This window comes from Aeromicrobium phoceense (assembly GCF_013868155.1).
Lineage (GTDB): Bacteria > Actinomycetota > Actinomycetes > Propionibacteriales > Nocardioidaceae > Aeromicrobium > Aeromicrobium phoceense.
The window spans coordinates 890,167-909,644 of record NZ_JACEOG010000001.1 but is presented as its reverse complement, the minus strand read 5'-3'; the positions used below and the strand labels follow the sequence as shown (position 1 = coordinate 909,644).

Sequence of the window (19,478 nt, the reverse complement as noted above, 5' to 3'; positions counted from 1 at the left end):
CTGGTCGCGGAGCCGTTCTGACCGGTGACGCCTGGCCCTTTCGTGTGCGAGGGTGCTGGCAAGCCAACCCTGAGGAGTCAGACGTGTACAAGACCATCCTCGTCGGCGTCGACGGCAGCGACACCGCGTCCCGCGCCGCGGAGGTCGCGGCCGGGCTCGCCTCCGCCACCGGCGCCGCGCTCCACATCGTCACGGCGGTCGACGAGAAGGCCGCCGCGGCCACCGACCTGCCGCCTGGCATGCACCCGCTCAGCCCCGGCGAACGGGCCGAGGCCATCGCGCGCCAGGTCGCCGAGGGCCTCTCCTACCAGGGGACCGTCGAGGCGAGCCCCGCGCCCGGCAAGCCCGCCGACGCCCTCGTGCACGTCGCGAAGGAGATCGGCGCCGACCTCATCGTGGTGGGCAACCGTCGCGTGCAGGGGATCAGCCGCCTGCTCGGCAGCGTGGCCACCGACGTGGCGCACCACGCGCCCTGCGACGTGTACATCGTGAAGACGGTCTGAGCGGGAGCGAACGCCGCTCGTGGATGGAGCCGGTGACGGGAATCGAACCCGCGTATCTTGCTTGGGAAGCAAGCGCTCTGCCATTGAGCTACACCGGCGGTGTGCCCCGATCGTACTAGGCACGCTCGCCGGCCTCGCAACGTCATACGGAACGGCTGCTGGAGCGACCGCATCGTATGACGCAGCGGCGGCCTCAGAACTGGCGGAGGAACTCGCGGACCTGGCCCACCAGCTCGGCGGGGCGCTCCTCGGGGATCCAGTGGCCGGTGCCCGAGATCTCGGTGACCGTGACGTTCGGCGGGCCCTCCACGCGGCGCACGAGGCTGGGCGCCAGCACGAGATCGCCCGTGCCCGGCAGGAAGAGCAGCGGCACGTCCTCGACCCGGCGGGCGTAGCCGCGGCCGATCTTCGGGATCTCCTTCTGCAGGAAGGAGCGGTACATCGCCTGGCCGGCGCGGGCGCGCGCCGGGTCGCGGAACCGCGCCAGGTACTCCTCGCGCACCGAGCGCGGCCAGTGGAAGCGCCGAGTCGCCCCCGCGCGGAAGACCGTCTTCAGCAGCACCTGACCCGCGCGGCGCTGCAGGAACGCACCACCGGGACCACCGGCGATCGGCTGGTACGCGAAGCGCCACATCTGGTGCAAGGGCACGTCCTGCCACGGCGCCACGATCGCGGCGGCGACGACGCCCCGCGTGGAGCCCGGGTGGCGGCTCGCGACGAGCAGCGAGGTCCAGGCGCCCCAGTCGTGACCGACGAGCACCGGCCGTTCGAGCCCGAGGACCTCGAGGGCGCGGGCGACCTCGTCGGCGATGACGCGCTTGTCGTAGGCGTCCGTTCCTTCCGGCACGTCGCTCCAGCCCGCACCGCGCAGGTCGAGCGCGACGACGTGGTGGGTCTCCGCCAAAGCGGGCATCACGTGACGCCAGCAGAACCAGTGCTGCGGCCAGCCGTGCAGCAGGACGAGGGTCGGACGGTCGGCCGATCGGTGAGCCGTTCCGGCCTCCGCCACGTGCAGGCTCACGCCGTCGACATCGATCCACCGGTGCTCGACTCCGGGCACCACAGGCAGGGTCCGTTCGGTCATGGATTGATCGTAGGGTGATCCGCATGACACTCGTCGAGCTCACGCGCGAAGACTCCGTCCGCACGATCACGCTGAACGCCCCCGAGCGCCTCAACGCCCTCGACTGGCCGCTACTGGAGGAGCTACGCGCGGCCGTCGAGTCCGTCGCCGCCGACGACGAGGCCCGCGCCCTCGTGGTCACGGGCGCCGGCAAGGCCTTCTGCTCGGGCGCGAATCTCGAGAGCCTCTTCGGCGACACCGGCCGCCCGGCCGACGTCCTGCGCGAGCACCTGATGAACGTCTACGCCTCGTTCCTGGGCATCCGGAACCTCTCGATCCCCACGGTCGCAGCAGTGCACGGCGCGGCGGTCGGCGCCGGGCTGAACATCGCCCTCGCGTGCGACGTCATCGTGGCGGGACCCGAGGGCGGCTTCGGGCCCACCTTCAGCAAGATCGGCCTGCACCCCGGCGGCGGCTGCACGTGGATGCTCACCCAGCGCATCGGCTCGGCCAACACGGCCGCAGCCCTCTTCAACGGCGACATCATCAAGGCCGAGGCCGCCCTGCGGCTGGGCATCGCCCAGGAGATCGCCGACGACCCGAAGGCCCGTGCCGCCGAACTCGCCGCGTCGTGGAGCATACGCAACCCCAAGTTGATGTCCGACATCAAGAAGTCGGTCGCGATCGCGGCGCGCGACGACCTCCACGAGTCGCTCAACTTCGAGTCGTGGGCGCAGGCCGAGTCGCTCAGCAGCCCGGAGTTCGCGGCGTTCGCCGCGAGGTTCGCCGGACGCTGACGCCTCACGCTGACACCGGACGCCCGTCGACTCCGGCCGAGGGGCGTGAGAAGGTCAGTTCCCATGTGGACCCTGCATGGTGACGGCTCGAACGTCTCCCCCGGCGCGATCGTCCTGCCCGAAGAGCGCCTCTCCTGGCCGCGCACCCTGGGCTTCGGCGCCCAGCACGTCGTGGCGATGTTCGGCGCGACGTTCCTCGTGCCGCTCCTCACCGAGATGCCGCCGACGACGACGCTGTTCTTCTCCGGCTTCGGCACCCTGCTCTTCCTGGCGATCACCCGCGGCCGGCTGCCCAGCTACCTCGGGTCGTCATTCGCGTTCATCTCCCCGGTCCACGCGCTCGTCCTCGACGACAACATGGGCGCCGCCCTGTTCGGCATCATGTGCACGGGCATCACGCTGGCCGCGTTCGGCTTCCTCGTGCAGGCCACCGGGCGGGCGTGGCTCGAGACGCTGATGCCCCCGGTCGTCACCGGCGCCATCGTCGCGCTCATCGGCTTCGCCCTGGCCGGCGCCGCCACCGACAACTTCGCCAAGGCGCCGTGGCTCGCCACGATCACGCTGGCGGTCATCTGCCTCTCGGCCGTGCTGCTCACCGGGTTCGCCGCGCGGCTGTCGATCCTCTTCGGCATCGTCGCGGGCTACCTCGTGGCACTCGCCTCGGGGGAGATCGACTTCAGCAAGGTCGAGAAGGCCGACTGGGTCGGCTTTCCCGAGTTCCACACCCCCACGGTCGAGTGGTCCGTGCTGCCGATGTTCCTGCCGATCGTGCTGGCGCTGATCGCCGAGAACATCGGCCACGTCCGCAGCGTCGCCCACCTCACCGACCGGCCGGCCATCAACGAGGAGACGGGTCGCGCCCTCATCGCCGACGGCTTGGCCACCACGATCGCCGGCGGCTTCGGCGGCTCGGCGACCACCACGTACGGCGAGAACATCGGGGTCATGACCGCGACGCGCGTCTTCTCCAGCGCCGCCTACGTGGTGGCCGGCGTCGTGGCGATGCTGCTGAGCCTCTCCCCCAAGTTCGGTGAGCTGCTCGGGACGATCCCCGAGGGCGTCATCGGCGGCGTGACGGTCGCGCTCTACGGCCTCATCGGCCTGATCGGCGTGCGCATCTGGATGGACCACCACGTCGACTTCGCCAACCCGATCAACCTCTACACGGCTGCCGCGGCTCTCATCATCGGCATCGGCAACCTCACGATCACGCGCGGTGACGTGTCGCTGTCGGGCATCACGCTGGGCTCGGTCGCCGCGATCGTGATCTACCACGTCATGCGGATCGTCCAGCGCGATCCCGACGCCGAGGTGGCCACCGAGAGCGTCGACCCGGGCGCCTGACCCTGTAGACATGGGCGGGTGGATCCCACCCTGGTGCTGCTGGTCGGAGCGTGCGCGTTCGCGACGTCAGCGCTCACCGCGGTGCTGGGCTTCGGCGGCGGCGTCGTCCTGCTGGCCGTGCTCGTCGCGTTCCTCGACCCGCTCGTCGCGCTGCCGCTGCACGCCGCCATCCAAGTGGTGTCGAACGGCACCCGGACGCTGGTCCGCCGCCGTGACGTCGACTGGCGGATCGTGTGGCGCACCTCCCTGCTCCTGCTGCCCGCGGGCGCGTTGACCTTGTCGCTGGCGCGCCAGGCACCGGATGCCGCGCTGCAGGCGGCCATCGCCATCGCGGTCCTCGTGGCGACGTGGGTGCCCGTGTGGCTCTCGCGTCCGCTGCCCGCGCCGAGCCCGGGCGGGTGGATCGCGATGGGTGGTGTGCTCGGTGCCCTCAACCCGGTGGTCGGGGCAACCGGCACGCTGGCCGCGCCGTTCTTCCGGGCCGGCACCAAGGACAGGATGGGATTCGTCGGCACCTTCGCCGCGTCGCAGGTGGCGGGTCACGCCGCCAAGCTCGTGATCTTCGGCGCGGTCGGGCTGCTGCCCGCCGCCCAGGCCCCGGCGGCCGCCGTCGGCATCGTCGGCGTCATCACCGGGACCTGGGTGGGCAGTCGCGTCCTCGACCGGATGCCCGAGCGCCGCTTCGACCGGATCTACCTCGTGGCGATCACGCTCGTCGCGGCGTGGCTGCTGGTCGACGCGCTGCGCTGACGGCGCTCAGCTGGCCTCCGGTCCGGGCGGGGTCGGGTACGAGGTGTCGCCCTTGAGCGGCCTCGACGTGACCCGCTCGCAGGAGGCGTCGACCTGGGCGCTGCCGACGAGCCAGCCGTAGGTCAGGAAGGTCACGGAGTCGTAGCCGTCGCCGCAGTAGACGGAGGCGCCGCTCGCCACCTGGCTGATGAGCACCTCGTCGTCACCGGAGCCGGCGTCGACCCTGTCGGATTCGGTGACACTGATCTGGTCGTTCCCCTCGCCACCGTTCAGGGTGTCCACGCCGACGCCACCGCTGATCTCGTCGTTGCCGGGACCACCGGAGATCGAGTCGTTGCCAGGACCACCGATGATCATGTCGTGGCCCGCGTCGCCGCGCAGCCAATCGTCACCCTCGTCGCCCCAGATGTCGTCGTCACCGTGCTCACCGCCGATGCTGTCGTTGCCGCCACCGCCGTGGAGCTCGTCCCCACCCCCGCTGCCCAGGAGTGCGTCGTTCCCGTCGCCGCCGAAGAGCCGATCGATGCCACCCAGGACCGCGTCGCTGTCGGCGTCGCCCACGAGCGTGTCGTGGCCCGGTCCTCCGTCGACGTAGTCGTCGCCAGCGAGCGCGACCACGTGGTCGTCCTCTCCGTACAGGTAGATGCTGTCGTTCCCGGTCGTGCCGTCGAGCCAGTCCGGCCCCTCGGTGCCGGTGATCCTGGCCGCGTGGGCCGGAGCGACGGCTCCGATCGTGAGCACGGCGGCCGCGGCGAGGGCGAGGCGCAGCCGGCGGCGAGCGCGGCGGTGGGTGGGACGGTCGTGGACACTCGTCATCTGTTCCCCCTGAACGAGACGCGGGGGTCGGCACTCTGCTGCCCCCGATGGCGTGAGTGGGCTCAGCGTAATCGCCACGGCGCCCGGCGCAAGGGGTCAGACGGCGGCGTGCCGGTCGGCGACCGTGCGGGCCTCCTCGCGCAGGGCCTGGACGCAGAAGCGCACGCTGGGTCGCTCGAACCGGTCGGGCCGCAGCACCGCCGTGATGTCGCGCCGCGCCCGGATGCCGACGAGCGGGCGGGTCACGAGCCCGTTGTCACGCGTCCGTGTCGTGAAGCGCGGCAGGATCGCGATGCCGTGGCCCGCGGCGACGACGGCCTCGACCACGCCGTTGTCGTCGAAGCGCTGCGCGATCCGCACCGACTCGCCGGTCACCGCCACGAGCTGCTGCAGCACCCGGTCGTAGGGATAGCCGTGCGGCGCCCCGATCCACGTCTCGCCGATGACGTCCTTCGGCGACAGGCTCTGCTTCGCCGCGAGGCGGTGGCTCTCCGGCAGTGCCACGTCGAGTGGCTCGCGCAGCAGTGACACGAGCTGGAGCCCGCGGTCGTGCCACTCCTCGGTCGCGGCGGGCGAGTCGGCGACCACGATGTCGAAGTTCGCCACCATGTCGAGCACGTCGAACCGCTGGGTGGGGTCGCGGTCGGTGCAGATGAGGTTCACGGCGGGCTCGGCGACCACGCGAGTAAGCAGTCCGGGCAGCAGCATCTCGCCGCCCGTGGGGAAGACCGTCAGGGTGACGTCTCCTGCCGGGCCGCCGAGGTACTCGCGCCACCGGGCCTCGGCGCGCTCGAGCGCGACGGCCACCTCGGTGGCCGTCTCGGCCAGGGCACGCCCGGCCGCGGTGAGGCGGACGCCGCGGCCCGCGGGCTCCAGCAGGGGCACACCCGCCTCCGCCTCCAGCAGTTTCAGCTGCTGGGAGACCGCGGAAGGTGTGACGTTCATCTCGTCGGCCACCGCGCCGACGGTGCCCCGCTCGGCCAATTCGCGCAGCATCGCAAGGCGTCGGGTGTCCATGTAGGCAAACTACACGTTGGGCATAGTTCCGTTGGATTGTCCTTGACAGTTGAACGTCACACAATGGAAGGGAACGAAAGGAGCACGCTCATGACCTTCCTCGCACTCTCCGGCATCGTCGCCGTCACCGCCGGCACGATCCACACGGCCTACCTGGTCGCCACCGACGGCCTGACGCGCATCCCCGCCCGTCGCGCCTGAACCCCTTCACGGAACCGACCCGCCTCCCCTGAGGAGCGGGTCGTTTTTCTTTTCCCCGAACGGCCTTTGTGCTCGACGGTGGCTGGAGTAGTATCTAGTTACTGGCCAGTAGAACCCGCCAGTAACACTGGCAGTCCCCTTTCCCGGAGGTCCCACGGCCCATGAGCCACTACAAGAGCAACCTGCGCGACGTCGAGTTCAACCTCTTCGAGCTGTTCGACCGGCAGTCCGTCCTGGGCACCGGCCCGTTCGACGAGGTCGACGTCGACACGGCGAAGAGCATCCTCTCCGAGGTCGAGCGCCTGTCGCGCGAGGACCTCGCCGCGTCCTTCGCCGACGCCGACCGCAACCCGCCGGTCTACGACCCCGCGACGCACTCGCTGCAGCAGAACCCCGCCTTCGCCAAGAGCTACAAGGCCTGGATGGACGCCGAGTGGTGGCGCCTGCAGCTGCCCACCGAGCTCGGCGGCCAGCCCGCCCCCTCCTCCCTCGTGTGGTCCATGGGCGAGTTCGTCCTCGGCGCCAACCCCGCCATCTGGATGTACGGCGCCGGCCCGGCCTTCAGCCGCGTCGTGTGGGAGAACGGCACCGACCGCGACCAGAAGATCGCCGAGATCATGATCGAGCGCCAGTGGCTGACCACGATGGTGCTCACCGAGCCCGACGCCGGCTCCGACGTCGGCGCCGGCCGCACCAAGGCCTTCCCGAACGAGGACGGCACGTGGCGCATCGAGGGCGTCAAGCGCTTCATCACCTCCGCCGTGAGCGATCTCGGCGAGAACACCATGCACCTGGTGCTGGCCCGTCCGGTGGGCGTCGAGGGCGCCGGCGGCCCGGGCACGAAGGGCCTGTCGCTCTTCCTGGTCCCCGAGCACCACTTCGACCTCGAGACCGGCGAGCTGACCGGCGAGCGCAACGGCGTCTACGTGACGAACGTCGAGAAGAAGATGGGCATCAAGGTCTCGGCCACGTGCGAGGTCACCTTCGGCGACGCGCAGCTCGGCGGCCCGGCCACCGGCTGGCTGCTCGGCGAGGTGCACGACGGCATCAACCAGATGTTCCGCGTCATCGAGAACGCCCGCATGATGGTGGGCGCCAAGGCCATCGCGACGCTGTCGACCGGCTACCTCAACGCGCTGGAGTACGCCAAGGAGCGCGTGCAGGGCGCCGACCTGACCAACCCCGCGAAGGACGCGCCGCGCGTCACGATCACGCACCACCCCGACGTGCGTCGCTCGCTGCTCACGCAGAAGGCGTTCGCCGAGGGCCTGCGCTCGCTGATGATCTACGCGGCCACGTTCCAGGACGAGGTACAGATCAAGAAGGTCTCGGGCGAGGACGCCAGCCTCGCGGCCTCGGTCAACGACCTGCTGCTGCCGCTCGTCAAGGGCTACGGCTCCGAGCGCTCGTGGGTCCTGCTGGGCACCGAGGCGCTGCAGACGTTCGGCGGCTCCGGCTTCCTGCAGGAGTACCCGCTCGAGCAGTACGTCCGCGACGCGAAGATCGACACGCTCTACGAGGGCACCACGGCCATCCAGGGCCAGGACCTGTTCTTCCGCAAGATCGTGAAGGACCAGGGCCGTGCGCTGGGCTACCTGTCCGAGCAGATCAAGTCGTTCATCGACAACGAGGCCGGCAACGGTCGCCTGAAGGTCGAGCGCGACCTGCTCGCCCGCGGCCTCGACGACGCGACCGCCGTCATCACCGCGATGTTCAACGACCTCATGGCCTCCAACCCGGCCGACGAGAACGGCGACGCCCGCAACGTCTACAAGGTCGCGCTGAACACGACGCGCCTCGTGTACGTCCTCGGCGACCTGGTCGTCTCGTGGCTGCTGCTGCGCGGCGCCGAGGTGGCGCAGGCCAAGCTCGACGCCGGCGCCTCCGGTGCGGACAAGTCGTTCTACGAGGGCAAGGTCGCCGCGGCGTCCTTCTTCGCCAAGAACGTCCTGCCCCGCCTGGCCGCCGAGCGCGCGATGGCCGAGGCCGTCGACCTCGACGTCATGGAGCTCGACGAGGCTGCCTTCTGAGTCACTGACTCACCTCGAGCGGCGCGGACCCGGCTGGGTCCGCGCCGCTCGTGCGTTCACGCCCGCCCCCCAGCTCCACTTTTGGAAACGGATGCACGCCGATACGACGTCAGACGGTGCGACCGTTTCCAAAAGTGGCCGGCGGGGGCGGAGGCTCCGGCCGTCGGCGCACGCGCGCGTCTAGGCTGTCGGGGTGGACCTGACCCGACGACGCTGGTACCTCGTCGCCGCGTTCGTGGCCGCACTCGCATGGGTCGCCGGCACCGCGTTCGCCGCCTCGGCGTGGGACCCGCTGCGCGAGGCGGAGGTGGTTCCCGTCGGCCAGCCGATCCAGACCAACGGCACCGACGACCTCGCCGTCCTCACCGACCTGCCGCAGCCCGAGCGCGCCGTCACGTGCTTCGCGCGCAACGGGAAGAAGCGCACTCCCGTGCCCGCCGCCACGGTCGACATCGTCGTCGACAGTGACGGCAGCCGCTGGCACCTCATCGGCGTCCTGCCCGACGCCCCCGACGAGACGCGCATCGTGTGCCGTCCGGCGGACAAGCAGACCGACACCGCTCGCTACGGGACCGCCCTGGTGGACCTGTCGAGCCGAGCCGGAACCGGCCGGGCGATCGCCTGGACCGGACTCGTCGCGGGACTGGGGCTGGCAGGTGCCACCCTGACCGCCCGAACGCGCAGGATCCTTGCCCATGACTGACCTGAAGCTCTACATCGACGCGTGGCGCGAGTCGGCCGACGCCGTCCTCGCCCTCGAGCCCGACGACTGGGAGGTGCCCACCGACCTGCCCGGCTGGACGGCTCGCGACGTCCTCGCGCACCTCGTGCACCTCGAGCGCGTCATGGTCGAGGGCGAGCCGGAGCCCGTCGGCGGCGGCGCCGTCCCGGCCGAGTACACGAATGCCGGCGTCGCGGCGCTGCGCGGCGTGCCGGTCGACCAGCTGCGCGCCGATCTCGCCGACCTGGTCGCCCGCCGCGCCGAGACCCTCGCCGACCTGCCCGACCCGCAGGCGCCCGCCGTGAACACGCCCGCCGGGGTCGAGTGGACCTGGGAGGTCGGACTGCGGAACCGGGTTATCGATCTCTGGTCGCACGAGCAGGACATCCGTCGCGCCACCGGGCTGCCCGGCGGGCTCGACGCGCTCGGCGCGCACGTCACCACCGCCACCTTCGCGGCGGCCCTGCCCTACGTGCTGGGGCGCAAGGTCAAGGCGCCGGCTGGCACCGTCGTGCGCTGGGTCGTCACCGGACCGGTCCCGCTCGACAGCACGATCGGGGTCGGCGACGACGGCCGCGCCCGCCCCACCGAGGCCGACCCGACCGCCACCGTCCGCATGGACACCGCCGCGTTCACGATCCTCGGCGCCGGGCGACGCACCCCCGACGATGTCGAGGTCGAGATCGAGGGAGACCGGGAGCTGGCCGAGCGCGTGCTGCGCGCCATGGCCGTCACCACCTGATGCGCCCCGGGCCGGCAGTCCCCGTCGTGCGGCTCGTCCGCCTGGCACGACGTGGTCTCGCCCGGCTTCAGCGGCGGACCGGTCCGCGCACGTTCACCGCCGCGGTGGCCGCAACCGTTCCGACGGAGGTCGCCCTGCGGCTCGAGGCCCGGACCGGCGCGATGTCACCGGCCGAGCGTCGAGTGCTCGATCCGACGTCCCACCCTCGCGACTTCCGCCAGCCGGACGACACCTCGTGCGGTGCGGCCTCGCTGGCGGTCTCTCGGATGCTCCACGACGACCCCTACGCGCTGTGGCTGACCACCGGCTATGACGCCGCGGCCGACTCCTCGGACTCGACCAGCTTCGCCGAGCGGTGGAAGGCCGAGGTCGTCAGGATGCACCGGCGCGTGACGGGCCTGCGCGACCACGACGGCGACCTGCAGTGGCCGTGGTTGCGAGTCGTCGGGACCTCGCCGTGGGGCGCCGCCCGGCAGATGACAGGAGCCGGCGGATCGGGCTTGCCGGGTCACGAGTACGAGGCGCGCACGCTCGACCCCGACGACCTCGCCGGCGAGTTCGACCTCGTGCTGGCGGCCGTGCAGGCGGGTCACACCGTGCCGCTCTACGTCGGCGACGAGGTGCGCCCGGCCCACGTCGTACTCGCCGTGCGGACCAGCGGGGAGCAGCTCGAGCTCTTCGAGCCGAGCGCCGGCCGGATGGTTCGCGTCGGGCGCGACGCGTTCGCCGCCGGTAGGTTCAGGCTCGGTGGTTGGTCGGTGCCGTGGTTCGCGGTGCTGCCCCGCTGAGATCGGAGGACACATGGGCTGGGAGACGTCGGCCATCGGCGACCTGACCGGAAAGCGCGCCCTCGTCACGGGCGCCACGAGCGGCATCGGCACCGAGACCGCGCGCGTGCTGCTGCGGCACGGGGCGGAAGTGGTCATCACCGCACGCGACGAGCGCAAGGCGGCGGACACCGTGGCCGACCTCGGCGACGTCGACGTGATCACGCTCGACCTGGCCGACCTGCCCGGCACGATCGCCGCGGCCCAAGGCGTCGTCGACGCGGGCGAGCGCTTCGACATCGTGATCAACAACGCCGGTGTGATGGTGCCGCCGTTCACCCGCACGATGGACGGCTTCGAGCTGCAGATCGCGACGAACCACCTCGGCCACTTCGCCTGGACGGCCACGCTCTGGCCGCTCCTGCGCGAGGGCGCCACGCGTGTCGTCACGGTCTCCTCCCTCGCGCACTCGATGACGAAGGGGATCGACCTGAGGTCCCTCGATCCGAACGGGGACCCGCGGCGGTACAGGCGCTGGCGCTCCTACGCGGAGTCGAAGCTGGCCAACCTGCTCTTCATGAAGGAGCTCGACCGGCGCGCCAAGACGGCCGGACTCGGCCTGGTCTCCGTGGCGGCGCACCCGGGACTCAGCGCGACGAACCTGACTCGCTCGAGCGGTGCCCTGCACTTCCTCGGCGGCGCGTTCAGCCAGCCCGCTCACGCAGGGGCGTGGCCCACGTTGCGGGCCGCCTCGGACCTCACCCTTTCCGGCGGCGAGTACATCGGGCCGGCCGGCCTGCGCCAGACCCGCGGGCGGCCGACCAAGGTCGGCATGACCTCCGCGGCGCGCGACCCGCGCCTCGCGGCCGAGGTCTGGGCCGCCAGCGAGACCGCCACCGGCGTGGTCTTCGACGTCTCCTGACGACCGTCCCTGCCGAGATCAGCCGAGGCCGGCGTGGCGCGCCCAGCGGTCGGGGTCGTCGCGCACGAGGCGGGCGCGGGTCTTCACGCGGTAGCGCCACACCTGGGCGAGGCCGAGGGCCCACAGCACGTACTGGAAGCTCATCGCGGCCTTGAAGTTCTGGCCGGTGGCGTCGAGGATCACACCGATCGCGATCACCGTGATGAGGCTGGCGAGGAACCCCGCCTGGTTGACGATGCCCGTCGCGGTGGAGAGCCGGTCGATCGGGTTGGACGTGCGGACGAGGTCGAACCCGATCATCGAGGCCGGTCCGCCGACCCCGACGGCGATCACCAGAACCACCAGCAGCCATCCCGGCGCGTCACCGGGCCACGCCAGCACGGCCGTCCAGGCCACCACGATCGCGGACACGATCGTCAGCACGATCGTGGAGCGGTGCCACGGATGGTTGCCGATGAGCCGGCCGAGCACGGGCCCGGCGAACATGACCGCGACGACCATCAGCGTCAGCAGCGTGCCCGCGAAGGCCTCGGAGGTGTGCTCCCCACGGACGAAGAACGGATACCCCCACAGCAGGCCCAGGACGGTGGAGCTGAACTGGGTCACGAAGTGCATCCAGAAGCCGAGCCGCGTGCCGGGGTGCTCCCAGGACGCGGCCAGTGAAGTGCGGATGCGGGTCCACGACAGGGCCGGCCCGCGGACCGAGCGCGCGTGCGGTTCGTCGCGCACCAGCAGCAGCACCGCGATCGTCACGATCAGGCCGAGCCCCGCGGCGACCAGGTAGGCCTTGGTCCAGCCCAGGTTGCTGAAGGCCCACGTCATGGGCACCGCGGCGATGATCCCGCCGAGCTGGCCGATCGGCCCCGTGAGCAACGTGATCTGCGGGATCCGACCGGGCGAGAACCACGCGTTGACGAGACGCAGGAGGCACACGAACGTCATCGCGTCGCCCATGCCGACGAAGAAGCGCGCGGTCAGCGCGGTGGCGTAGGACTCCGCGAACGCGAACCCGGCCTGCGACAGCGTGAGCACCGCCGCGCCGGCGAGCATCACCGCGCGCGGGCCGAACCGGTCGACCGCCAGTCCGACGGGGATCTGCATGCCGGCGTAGACCAGCAGCTGCAGCATCACGAACGTGGAGAGCTGGGCGGCGCTGATGTCGAACCGCTCGCCGGCCACCAGGCCCGCGACCGCGAGGGACGAACGATGGAAGACCGCCAGCAGGTAGGCCGCCAGCCCGACGATCCAGACGGTCCAGGCGCCGCGGTACTGCTGGCCCTGGTCGTTCACCGATCCAGTGTGCCCCCGCAGCGCTGGCAGTGACGTTCGGGGGGCATGAAACGGCGTGTCGACCCCGCGAACGTCACCGCCAGCGTCTCAGAACGCCAGCGCCATCGCCGGGTCCTCGAGGATCGCCGCGACGTCTGCGAGGAACCTCGACGCCTGCTCGCCGTCGGCCACGCGGTGGTCGAACGTGACCGCCAGCGTGGTGACCCAGCGCGGCACGACCTCGTCGCCCACGACCCACGGCCGCCGGGCGACCTGGCCCAGCGCGAGGATCCCCGACTGGCCGGGCGGCAGGATCGGCGTCCCGCCGTCGATCCCGAACACGCCGATGTTCGTCAGCGTGAAGGTGCCGCCGGACATCTGGTCGGGCTGGATGCGACCGGCGCGCGCCGTGGCCACGAGGTCGTCGATCGCCCGTCCCAGGTCGGGCAGCGACAGCCCCTCCGCCTCACGCACGACCGGGACGACCAGGCCGCGCTCGGTGGCGGCGGCGATGCCCAGGCCCACGGACGCCGGGTGCTCGATCGTCGACTCGTTCCAGCGGGCGTGCAGGTCGGGCGTGCGCCGCAGCGCGAGGCAGATCGCCCGTGCCGTGAGCAGCGTCGTCGTGACCCGGACGCCCTCGAAGCGCCGGTCGCGCTTGAGCCGCTCGACGAGGTCGACCGAGGCCGAGACGTCGACCGTGACCCACTCCGTGGCCTGCGGGACGGCGACCGAGGCGATCATCGCCTCGGCCGTCGCCCGCCGCACCCCCGAAACCGGCGCCGCGGTGACGGCGTCCGCGCCGTGACCGCGGGCGAAGGCCTCGACCTCGGCGCGCGTCACCACGTCGCCGCTGGCCGGGACCTTCGAGAGGTCGATGCCGAGGTCCTTGGCGAGCTTGCGCACCGGCGGCTTCGCCAGCACGCGGACCGCGGCGCGGGCGGCGCCGGCGTCGACCGGGGCCGCTCGGTTCCGTGTGCGACGCCGGCCCGTGCTGGGGCCGTAGCCGACGAGCACCTCGAGCTTCTTCTCCGGGACCTCGGCGGCCGGCTCGCGGTCGACGACCTCCGCCGGGGCCGAGGCCGACGCGTCGCCGGACCCGATCCGGACGATCGGGGTGCCCACGGCGACGGTGTCGCCCTCGGAGACGAGCAGCTCCTCGACGCGGCCCGCGAACGGGCTGGGCAGCTCGACGATCGACTTGGCCGTCTCGATGTCGACCAGAGGTGCGTTGACCTCGATCTCGTCACCGACGCTGACGTGCCAGGAGACGATCTCGGCCTCGGTGAGGCCCTCGCCGACGTCGGGCAGGCGGAACTCGCCGCTCGTGACCGTGCTCATCAGAACTCCCCCGTGACGTCGACCGCGTCGAGGATCCGCTCGACGCTCGGCAGGTGGTCGTGCTCCACGCGGCACGGCGGGTAGGGCATGTCGTAGCCCGTGACGCGCTGCACCGGCGCCTCCAGCGAGTAGAAGCACTCCTGCGTGATCCGCGTGGCCAGCTCGGCACCGAGGCCGAGGGTCCGCGCCGCCTCGTGCACCACCACGACACGACCGGTGCGCTTGACCGACTCCATCACCGGACCGAGATCCAGCGGCGACAGCGAGCGCAGGTCGATGACCTCCAGCGACGCGTCGGCCTCGTCGGCCGCGGCGAGACACGTCTTGACGACCGGGCCGTAACCGACGACCGTCACGTCGTCCCCCTGCCGCGCGACGCGGCTCTCGTGCAGGCCCAGGTCCGCCTCGTCGCGCACCTCGCTGGTGTCCCAGTAGCGCTGCTTCGGCTCGAGGAAGATCACCGGGTCGTCCGACGCGATGGCCTGGCGCATCATCCAGAACGCGTCGTGCGCGTTCGACGGCGTCACCACCGTGAGGCCAGGCGTCATGACGAACTGCGCCTCGGGGCTCTCCGAGTGGTGCTCCACTGCACCGATGCCGCCGCCGTAGGGGATGCGGATGACCATCGGAACCTTGACGAAGCCGCTGCTGCGGAAGCGCAGCCGCGCCACCTGGTTCACGATCTGGTCGTAGGCCGGGTAGACGAACCCGTCGAACTGGATCTCGACCACCGGCCGGAAGCCGCGGTAGGCCATGCCGACCGCCGCGCCGACGATGGCGGACTCGGCCAGCGGCGTGTCCATGACCCGCTGGTCGCCGAAGTCCTTCTGCAGTCCGTCGGTGACCCGGAAGACGCCGCCGAGGCGGCCGATGTCCTCTCCCATCAGGACGACCTTCGCGTCGTCGTCCATGGCTGCTCGCAGGCCCGCGTTGAGGGCCTTGCCGATGCTCAGCTCCATGACCGCACCTCCTCGCGCTGGGCCACCAGCTCCGGTGGCAGGTCGGCGTACACGTGCTCGAACAGGTCGGCGAGGTCGGGATCGGGCAGGTTGCCGCAGACCTCGCGCAGGTGGGCGCCGAGCTCGTCGGCCTCGGCCTTGACCTCGGCGTCGAACTCCGCGAAGCCCGGATCGGTGCGCTCGAGCAGGATCCGCAGGCGCAGCAGCGGATCGCGCTCGGCCCACTCGTCGGCCTCGTGCGGGTCGCGGTAGCGGCTGGGGTCGTCGGACGTCGTGTGCGCGCCCATCCGGTAGGTGATCGCCTCGATGAGGGTGGGCCCGCCACCCGAGCGCGCCTTCGCGAGCGCCTCGCTGGTGACCTGGTGCACGGCCAACACGTCGTTGCCGTCCACACGGACGCCCGGGAACCCGAAGCCGGCGGCGCGCTGGGCGATCGGCACCCGGGTCTGGCGCTCGAGCGGGATGCTGATCGCGTAGTGGTTGTTCTGGCAGAAGAAGACGACCGGCGCGTTGTAGGACGCGGCCCACGCGAACGCCTCGTTCGTGTCGCCCTGACTGGTGGCGCCGTCGCCGAAGTACGTGACGACCGCGTCCTCCTTGCCCTCCAGGGTCAGGCCGATGCCGTAGCCGACCGCGTGCAGGGTCTGCGCGCCGATGATGATCGCGGGCAGCGCGTACCCGTACTTGGCGGGGTCCCAGCCGCCGAGGCTCGTGCCGCGGAACAGGCTGAGCAGCAGGGCGGGGTCGAGGCCGCGGCACCACGCGACGGCGTGCTCGCGGTAGGACGGGAAGACGAAGTCGTTCGGGGCCAGCGCGCGTCCGCTGCCGATCTGGGCGGCCTCCTGGCCGAGCATCGGGGCCCACAGGCCCAGCTCGCCGTGCCGCTGCAGCGCGAACGCCTCGGAGTCGATGCGCCGGGCGAGCACGAGGTCTCGGTGGAACCCGCGCAGCTCCTCGGGGGTGAAGTCGTGCGCCGCGACGAGCTCGCCGTCGGGCGCCAGGGTCTGGGAGATGGGTAGGCCCATGACTGCCTCCTTGCCGGGGGCGGGATCACCGCCCCAGTGACACGGCCGCGGCTCGGGGTGGTGAGCGTAGGGCCGTCGATGTGACAGGCATCACATCTGTTCAGAGGCTATCAGGCGGCCGGAGTGTCCGGCGCCGCACTCAGCGCCGGAACGCCGCCGCGCGGGCGAGGAAGGCGTCGTTGATCTCCGGGGAGCCGATGGTGACGCGGACGCCCTCGGGGAAGGGGCGCACCGAGATCGGGTGCGCGTGGTCGGCGAACTCGGCGGAGCGGTCGCCCAGCGGGAGCCAGACGAAGTTCGCGTGGGTCGCCGGGACGTCCCAGCCCTGCTCGCGCAGCGCGTCGAACACGCGGGTGCGCTCGGCGACGATCGCCTCCACCCGCTCGGTCAGCGCGTCGATGGCGTCGAGGGAGGCCAGCGCGGCCGCCTGCGCGACGTCGGTGACGCCGAACGGCGGCAGCGCCTTGCGGATCGCCTCGGTGATCGCCGGGTGCGCCATCGAGTAGCCGATCCGCAGCCCCGCGAGACCGTAGGCCTTCGAGAAGGTGCGCAGCACCACGACGTTCGGGTGGCGCTCCAGCGCCGCGGCACCCGACAGCGCCTCGGGGTCGCGGACGAACTCGAGGTAGGCCTCGTCCACCACCACGAGCACGCGCGACGGGACGCGCGCCATGAACGCCTCGAACTCGGCGTCGGTGACGATCGGCCCGGTGGGGTTGTTGGGCGTGCAGACGAGCACGACCTTCGTGCGTTCGGTGATCGCGTCGGCCATCGCCGGGAGGTCGTGCCGGTGATCGGCCGTCAGCGGCACGCGCACCGAGGTCGCGCCGGGCAGGTCCACCGCGATCGGGTAGGCCTCGAACGAGCGCCACGGGTAGACGACCTCGTCGCCGGGGCCGCACCACGCGTCGAGCAGGCCGAACAGCACCGAGACCGAGCCGGTGCCGAACGCGAAGTGGTCGGTCGTGAGGCCCGTCCGCTTCGCCAGCGCCTCGCCCAGCGCGGTGACGCCCGGGTCGGGGTACCGGTTCATCCGCAGCAGCCCGGCGGCCGCGCGCTCCACGACCCCGGGCAGGGGCTCGAACGGGTTCTCGTTGCTGGAGAGCTTGTGGCTCTCGGCGTGCGCGGGCCGGCCCGGCCGGTAGGCGGGGATCGCGGCCAGCACGTGTCGAGGACGGGGGTCGGTCATGGCTCGAGCGTACGACCGCCGGGCCGTCCGGCCCCTGACGACCGGCGGTGCGATGATCGTGCGGTGCCCCAGCCCCACGTGCGCCGTGGCTACGCGCTCGTCGTCACCGCCGCGGTCTTCTTCGGGATCAACGCCGGGGTCACCCGGATCCCGATGGAGGCGGGCCTGCCGACCGCGACGTACACGACCATCCGCGTCACGTTCGCGTTCCTGACCTTCTTCCTGATCGCGGTCGCGTTCGACCGGTCGGCGCTGCGCCGGCCACGAGGACGGGACCTGCTGCTCGTCCTCGCGCTCGGCGTCGTGGGCGTCGCGTTCGTCCAGTGGACCTACAACATCGCGATCATGCGGCTGCCGATCGGCGTCGCGCTGCTGCTGGAGTACCTCGCGCCGGTGCTGGTCGTGCTCTGGGTGAGGTTCGTTCGCCGCGAGCCCGTGCACCCGCGCGTGTGGCCCGCGATCGCGCTGGCACTGCTGGGCCTCGCACTCGTGGGACAGGTCTGGGACGGGCTGAGCCTCGACGGGATCGGCGTGCTGATGGCCCTCGCTGCGGCCGTCTGCTTCGCCGCCTACTTCCTGCTCGGCGAGGAGCTGACGTCCTCGGCGGCCGAGCCGCTGACCGCCCTGCGCACCGTTGTCTGGTCGTTCGGCGTGGGCGCGATCGTGATGAACGTCCTCGGCGGCTGGGAGGGCACGAGCGCCCTGGCGAACGACGCCTCGATGCTCGGGCGGCTCGCGGAGTTCACCGTGCCGGCCTGGCTCGCGATGGCGTCGGTCGTGCTGCTCGGCACGGTGCTGCCCTTCTTCCTGTACCTCGCCTCGCTGCGCGACCTGTCCAGCTCGAAGGCCTCGGTGACGGCCATGCTGGAGCCCGTCGTCGCGGTGATCGTGGGGTGGCTGTGGTTCTCCGAGACCCTCGACGCGGTGCAGGTGATCGGCGTCCTGGCGGTGCTGGCCGGCATCGTCCTGGCGCAGACGGCCCGGCACGTCCCGGCCGACGAGCTGCCGCCGCCCCTCTAGGGTGAGACGCATGGAACGCTTCCTGTCCTCCTGGTTCGTCAGCAGCGTCGCGCTCGCGCTCGCGGCTCTCCTGCTGGGCAGCCACATGACCATCGGCGACGCCGACGAGACGACCCTGAACCGCGTCCTCGCCCTGGCGATCGTCGGCCTGGTCTTCACGATCGTCCACCTGTTCGTGGGTCAGGTCGTCAAGCTCATCGCGCTGCCGTTCATCGTGCTGACGCTCGGCATCCTGCTCGTCGTCATCAACGCGCTGCTGCTGCTCCTGACCGAGTGGATCACCTCGGCGTTCGGCGTCGAGTTCGGCGTCGACGGGTTCTGGTGGGCGTTCCTGGCCGCCATCGTCATCTCGGTGTGCCAGTCGATCCTCTCGGCGATCATCGACTGATGGCCCGCCGCGTCGCCCTGGTCTGCCTGGGCAACATCTGCCGCTCCCCCATGGCCGACGTCGTGCTGGAGCACCAGCTGGCGCAGGCCGGCATCGACGACGTCGAGGTGTCCTCGTCGGGCACCGGCGACTGGCACGTCGGCCAGCCGATGGACGAGCGCGCGGCCGCCACCCTGACCGCCGCGGGCTACGACGCCACGCGCCACCGGGCCCGCACGTTCACGCCCGACTGGTTCGACGAGCAGGACCTCATCCTCGTGATGGACGCGTCGAACCACAGCGACGTGCTGGCGCTGGCCACCTCCGACGAGCAGCGCGCCAAGGTTCGCATGTACCGCTCGTTCGACCCGGAGGCCGACGCCCCGGACGCCGAGGTGCCCGACCCCTGGTACGGCGGACCCGAGGGCTTCGACGAGGTCCTGGCCATGGTCGAGCGCACCACCCGCGAGATCGTCCGGCACCTCTCCGACGACTCGTGACCGCGCGCAGCCTCCGCCTCACCACTGCCGACGACGCCGAGGACCACCTGCTCTTCAACGCCTTCCGCGATCCGGCGACTCCGTGACGTGACCGCTGTCGTCCGCCCACTGGACTCCAGCCGGTAAGTTCAGGGA

The 19,478-nt window shown here is 71.5% G+C and carries 20 protein-coding genes and 1 tRNA gene; 12 read left to right on the top strand and 9 right to left on the bottom strand.

Annotation, left to right across the window (positions count from 1 at the left end):
• Positions 1-83 precede the first annotated feature (83 nt).
• Positions 84-503 carry a universal stress protein gene (locus tag H1W00_RS04330; protein ID WP_181753932.1) on the top strand — a complete coding sequence of 140 codons (420 nt, stop codon included), beginning with the start codon at positions 84-86 and terminating at the stop codon, positions 501-503.
• Between the two features lie 24 nt (positions 504-527).
• Here the strand turns inward: H1W00_RS04330 and H1W00_RS04325 are convergent.
• Positions 528-601: transfer RNA gene (locus tag H1W00_RS04325), tRNA-Gly, on the bottom strand.
• 95 nt (positions 602-696) lie between these two features.
• Positions 697-1,587 carry an alpha/beta fold hydrolase gene (locus H1W00_RS04320; protein WP_181753930.1) on the bottom strand — a complete coding sequence of 297 codons (891 nt, stop codon included), beginning with the start codon at positions 1,585-1,587 and terminating at the stop codon, positions 697-699.
• Positions 1,588-1,610: 23 nt separating this feature from the next.
• On the opposite strand from H1W00_RS04320, the gene H1W00_RS04315 reads away from it, so the two are divergent.
• The 3 genes from H1W00_RS04315 (at position 1,611) to H1W00_RS04305 (ending at position 4,457) form a co-directional block, all read left to right on the top strand.
• Positions 1,611-2,363 carry an enoyl-CoA hydratase gene (locus H1W00_RS04315; RefSeq protein ID WP_181753929.1) on the top strand — a complete coding sequence of 251 codons (753 nt, stop codon included), beginning with the start codon at positions 1,611-1,613 and terminating at the stop codon, positions 2,361-2,363.
• Between the two features lie 63 nt (positions 2,364-2,426).
• Positions 2,427-3,707: a uracil-xanthine permease family protein gene (locus H1W00_RS04310; protein ID WP_181753927.1), complete on the top strand. Its 1,281-nt coding sequence runs from the start codon at positions 2,427-2,429 to the stop codon at positions 3,705-3,707.
• 18 nt (positions 3,708-3,725) lie between these two features.
• A complete protein-coding gene (locus tag H1W00_RS04305; protein ID WP_181753925.1) occupies positions 3,726-4,457 on the top strand; it encodes a TSUP family transporter in 732 nt (243 codons plus the stop codon).
• Between the two features lie 6 nt (positions 4,458-4,463).
• On the opposite strand, the gene H1W00_RS04300 is transcribed toward H1W00_RS04305, so the two are convergent.
• Positions 4,464-5,273 carry a calcium-binding protein gene (locus H1W00_RS04300; protein WP_181753923.1) on the bottom strand — a complete coding sequence of 270 codons (810 nt, stop codon included), beginning with the start codon at positions 5,271-5,273 and terminating at the stop codon, positions 4,464-4,466.
• 96 nt (positions 5,274-5,369) lie between these two features.
• Positions 5,370-6,290, bottom strand: coding sequence for a LysR family transcriptional regulator (locus H1W00_RS04295; protein ID WP_181753921.1), 921 nt, complete (start codon positions 6,288-6,290; stop codon positions 5,370-5,372).
• A 362-nt stretch (positions 6,291-6,652) separates the two neighbouring features.
• Between H1W00_RS04295 and H1W00_RS04290 the strand changes: the two genes are divergently transcribed.
• From H1W00_RS04290 to H1W00_RS04270, 5 genes are all read left to right on the top strand, one after another.
• Positions 6,653-8,521 (top strand): acyl-CoA dehydrogenase, encoded by a 1,869-nt coding sequence (locus H1W00_RS04290; protein ID WP_181753919.1) that lies wholly within the window; start codon positions 6,653-6,655, stop codon positions 8,519-8,521.
• A gap of 193 nt (positions 8,522-8,714) precedes the next feature.
• Positions 8,715-9,224, top strand: a complete 510-nt coding sequence (locus H1W00_RS04285) for a hypothetical protein (protein WP_181753917.1) — start codon at positions 8,715-8,717, stop codon at positions 9,222-9,224.
• On the top strand, positions 9,217-9,984 hold the full coding sequence (locus H1W00_RS04280; RefSeq protein WP_181753916.1) for a maleylpyruvate isomerase family mycothiol-dependent enzyme: 768 nt from the start codon (positions 9,217-9,219) through the stop codon (positions 9,982-9,984). Before H1W00_RS04285 ends, H1W00_RS04280 begins: the two co-directional genes overlap by 8 nt.
• Before the next feature lie 104 nt (positions 9,985-10,088).
• The gene (locus H1W00_RS04275; RefSeq protein WP_181753914.1) at positions 10,089-10,772 is read left to right on the top strand and encodes a hypothetical protein; all 684 of its coding nucleotides are present in this window, start codon (positions 10,089-10,091) and stop codon (positions 10,770-10,772) included.
• Between the two features lie 13 nt (positions 10,773-10,785).
• Positions 10,786-11,673 (top strand): oxidoreductase, encoded by an 888-nt coding sequence (locus H1W00_RS04270; protein WP_181753912.1) that lies wholly within the window; start codon positions 10,786-10,788, stop codon positions 11,671-11,673.
• A gap of 18 nt (positions 11,674-11,691) precedes the next feature.
• Here the strand turns inward: H1W00_RS04270 and H1W00_RS04265 are convergent, their stop codons facing one another.
• From H1W00_RS04265 to H1W00_RS04245, 5 genes are all read right to left on the bottom strand, one after another.
• Positions 11,692-12,963: an MFS transporter gene (locus tag H1W00_RS04265; protein ID WP_181753910.1), complete on the bottom strand. Its 1,272-nt coding sequence runs from the start codon at positions 12,961-12,963 to the stop codon at positions 11,692-11,694.
• 87 nt (positions 12,964-13,050) lie between these two features.
• Entirely contained in the window at positions 13,051-14,283 is a 1,233-nt protein-coding gene (locus H1W00_RS04260) for a dihydrolipoamide acetyltransferase family protein (protein ID WP_181753908.1), read from the bottom strand.
• Positions 14,283-15,242 carry an alpha-ketoacid dehydrogenase subunit beta gene (locus tag H1W00_RS04255; protein ID WP_181753907.1) on the bottom strand — a complete coding sequence of 320 codons (960 nt, stop codon included), beginning with the start codon at positions 15,240-15,242 and terminating at the stop codon, positions 14,283-14,285. Before H1W00_RS04255 ends, H1W00_RS04260 begins: the two co-directional genes overlap by 1 nt.
• Positions 15,233-16,267, bottom strand: a complete 1,035-nt coding sequence (gene pdhA / locus H1W00_RS04250) for a pyruvate dehydrogenase (acetyl-transferring) E1 component subunit alpha (RefSeq protein ID WP_181753905.1) — start codon at positions 16,265-16,267, stop codon at positions 15,233-15,235. The genes H1W00_RS04255 and pdhA overlap by 10 nt, the downstream gene beginning before the upstream one ends.
• Positions 16,268-16,406: 139 nt before the next feature.
• Positions 16,407-17,456 carry a histidinol-phosphate transaminase gene (locus H1W00_RS04245; protein WP_181753903.1) on the bottom strand — a complete coding sequence of 350 codons (1,050 nt, stop codon included), beginning with the start codon at positions 17,454-17,456 and terminating at the stop codon, positions 16,407-16,409.
• Between the two features lie 63 nt (positions 17,457-17,519).
• On the opposite strand from H1W00_RS04245, the gene H1W00_RS16985 reads away from it, so the two are divergent.
• Genes H1W00_RS16985 through H1W00_RS04230 form a run of 3 tightly spaced genes read left to right on the top strand, consistent with a single transcriptional unit; the run spans position 17,520 to position 19,343 of the window.
• Complete coding sequence (locus H1W00_RS16985; RefSeq protein WP_181753901.1) at positions 17,520-18,476, top strand: EamA family transporter; 957 nt, start codon at positions 17,520-17,522, stop codon at positions 18,474-18,476.
• Between the two features lie 10 nt (positions 18,477-18,486).
• Positions 18,487-18,864 (top strand): phage holin family protein, encoded by a 378-nt coding sequence (locus H1W00_RS04235; RefSeq protein WP_181753899.1) that lies wholly within the window; start codon positions 18,487-18,489, stop codon positions 18,862-18,864.
• Complete coding sequence (locus H1W00_RS04230) at positions 18,864-19,343, top strand: low molecular weight protein-tyrosine-phosphatase (RefSeq protein WP_181753897.1); 480 nt, start codon at positions 18,864-18,866, stop codon at positions 19,341-19,343. Before H1W00_RS04235 ends, H1W00_RS04230 begins: the two co-directional genes overlap by 1 nt.
• The last annotated feature ends 135 nt before the right edge of the window (positions 19,344-19,478 follow it).

Coding starts and splice junctions, on each gene's coding strand:
- H1W00_RS04310 (WP_181753927.1), top strand. CDS start 2,427: ATGTGGACCCTGCATGGTGACGGCTCGAACGTCTCCCCCGGCGCGATC.
- H1W00_RS04295 (WP_181753921.1), bottom strand. CDS start 6,290: ATGGACACCCGACGCCTTGCGATGCTGCGCGAATTGGCCGAGCGGGGC.
- H1W00_RS04280 (WP_181753916.1), top strand. CDS start 9,217: ATGACTGACCTGAAGCTCTACATCGACGCGTGGCGCGAGTCGGCCGAC.
- H1W00_RS04260 (WP_181753908.1), bottom strand. CDS start 14,283: ATGAGCACGGTCACGAGCGGCGAGTTCCGCCTGCCCGACGTCGGCGAG.
- H1W00_RS04245 (WP_181753903.1), bottom strand. CDS start 17,456: ATGACCGACCCCCGTCCTCGACACGTGCTGGCCGCGATCCCCGCCTAC.
- H1W00_RS04270 (WP_181753912.1), top strand. CDS start 10,786: ATGGGCTGGGAGACGTCGGCCATCGGCGACCTGACCGGAAAGCGCGCC.
- H1W00_RS04315 (WP_181753929.1), top strand. CDS start 1,611: ATGACACTCGTCGAGCTCACGCGCGAAGACTCCGTCCGCACGATCACG.
- H1W00_RS04300 (WP_181753923.1), bottom strand. CDS start 5,273: ATGACGAGTGTCCACGACCGTCCCACCCACCGCCGCGCTCGCCGCCGG.
- H1W00_RS04230 (WP_181753897.1), top strand. CDS start 18,864: ATGGCCCGCCGCGTCGCCCTGGTCTGCCTGGGCAACATCTGCCGCTCC.
- H1W00_RS04255 (WP_181753907.1), bottom strand. CDS start 15,242: ATGGAGCTGAGCATCGGCAAGGCCCTCAACGCGGGCCTGCGAGCAGCC.
- H1W00_RS04290 (WP_181753919.1), top strand. CDS start 6,653: ATGAGCCACTACAAGAGCAACCTGCGCGACGTCGAGTTCAACCTCTTC.
- H1W00_RS04320 (WP_181753930.1), bottom strand. CDS start 1,587: ATGACCGAACGGACCCTGCCTGTGGTGCCCGGAGTCGAGCACCGGTGG.
- pdhA (WP_181753905.1), bottom strand. CDS start 16,267: ATGGGCCTACCCATCTCCCAGACCCTGGCGCCCGACGGCGAGCTCGTC.
- H1W00_RS04235 (WP_181753899.1), top strand. CDS start 18,487: ATGGAACGCTTCCTGTCCTCCTGGTTCGTCAGCAGCGTCGCGCTCGCG.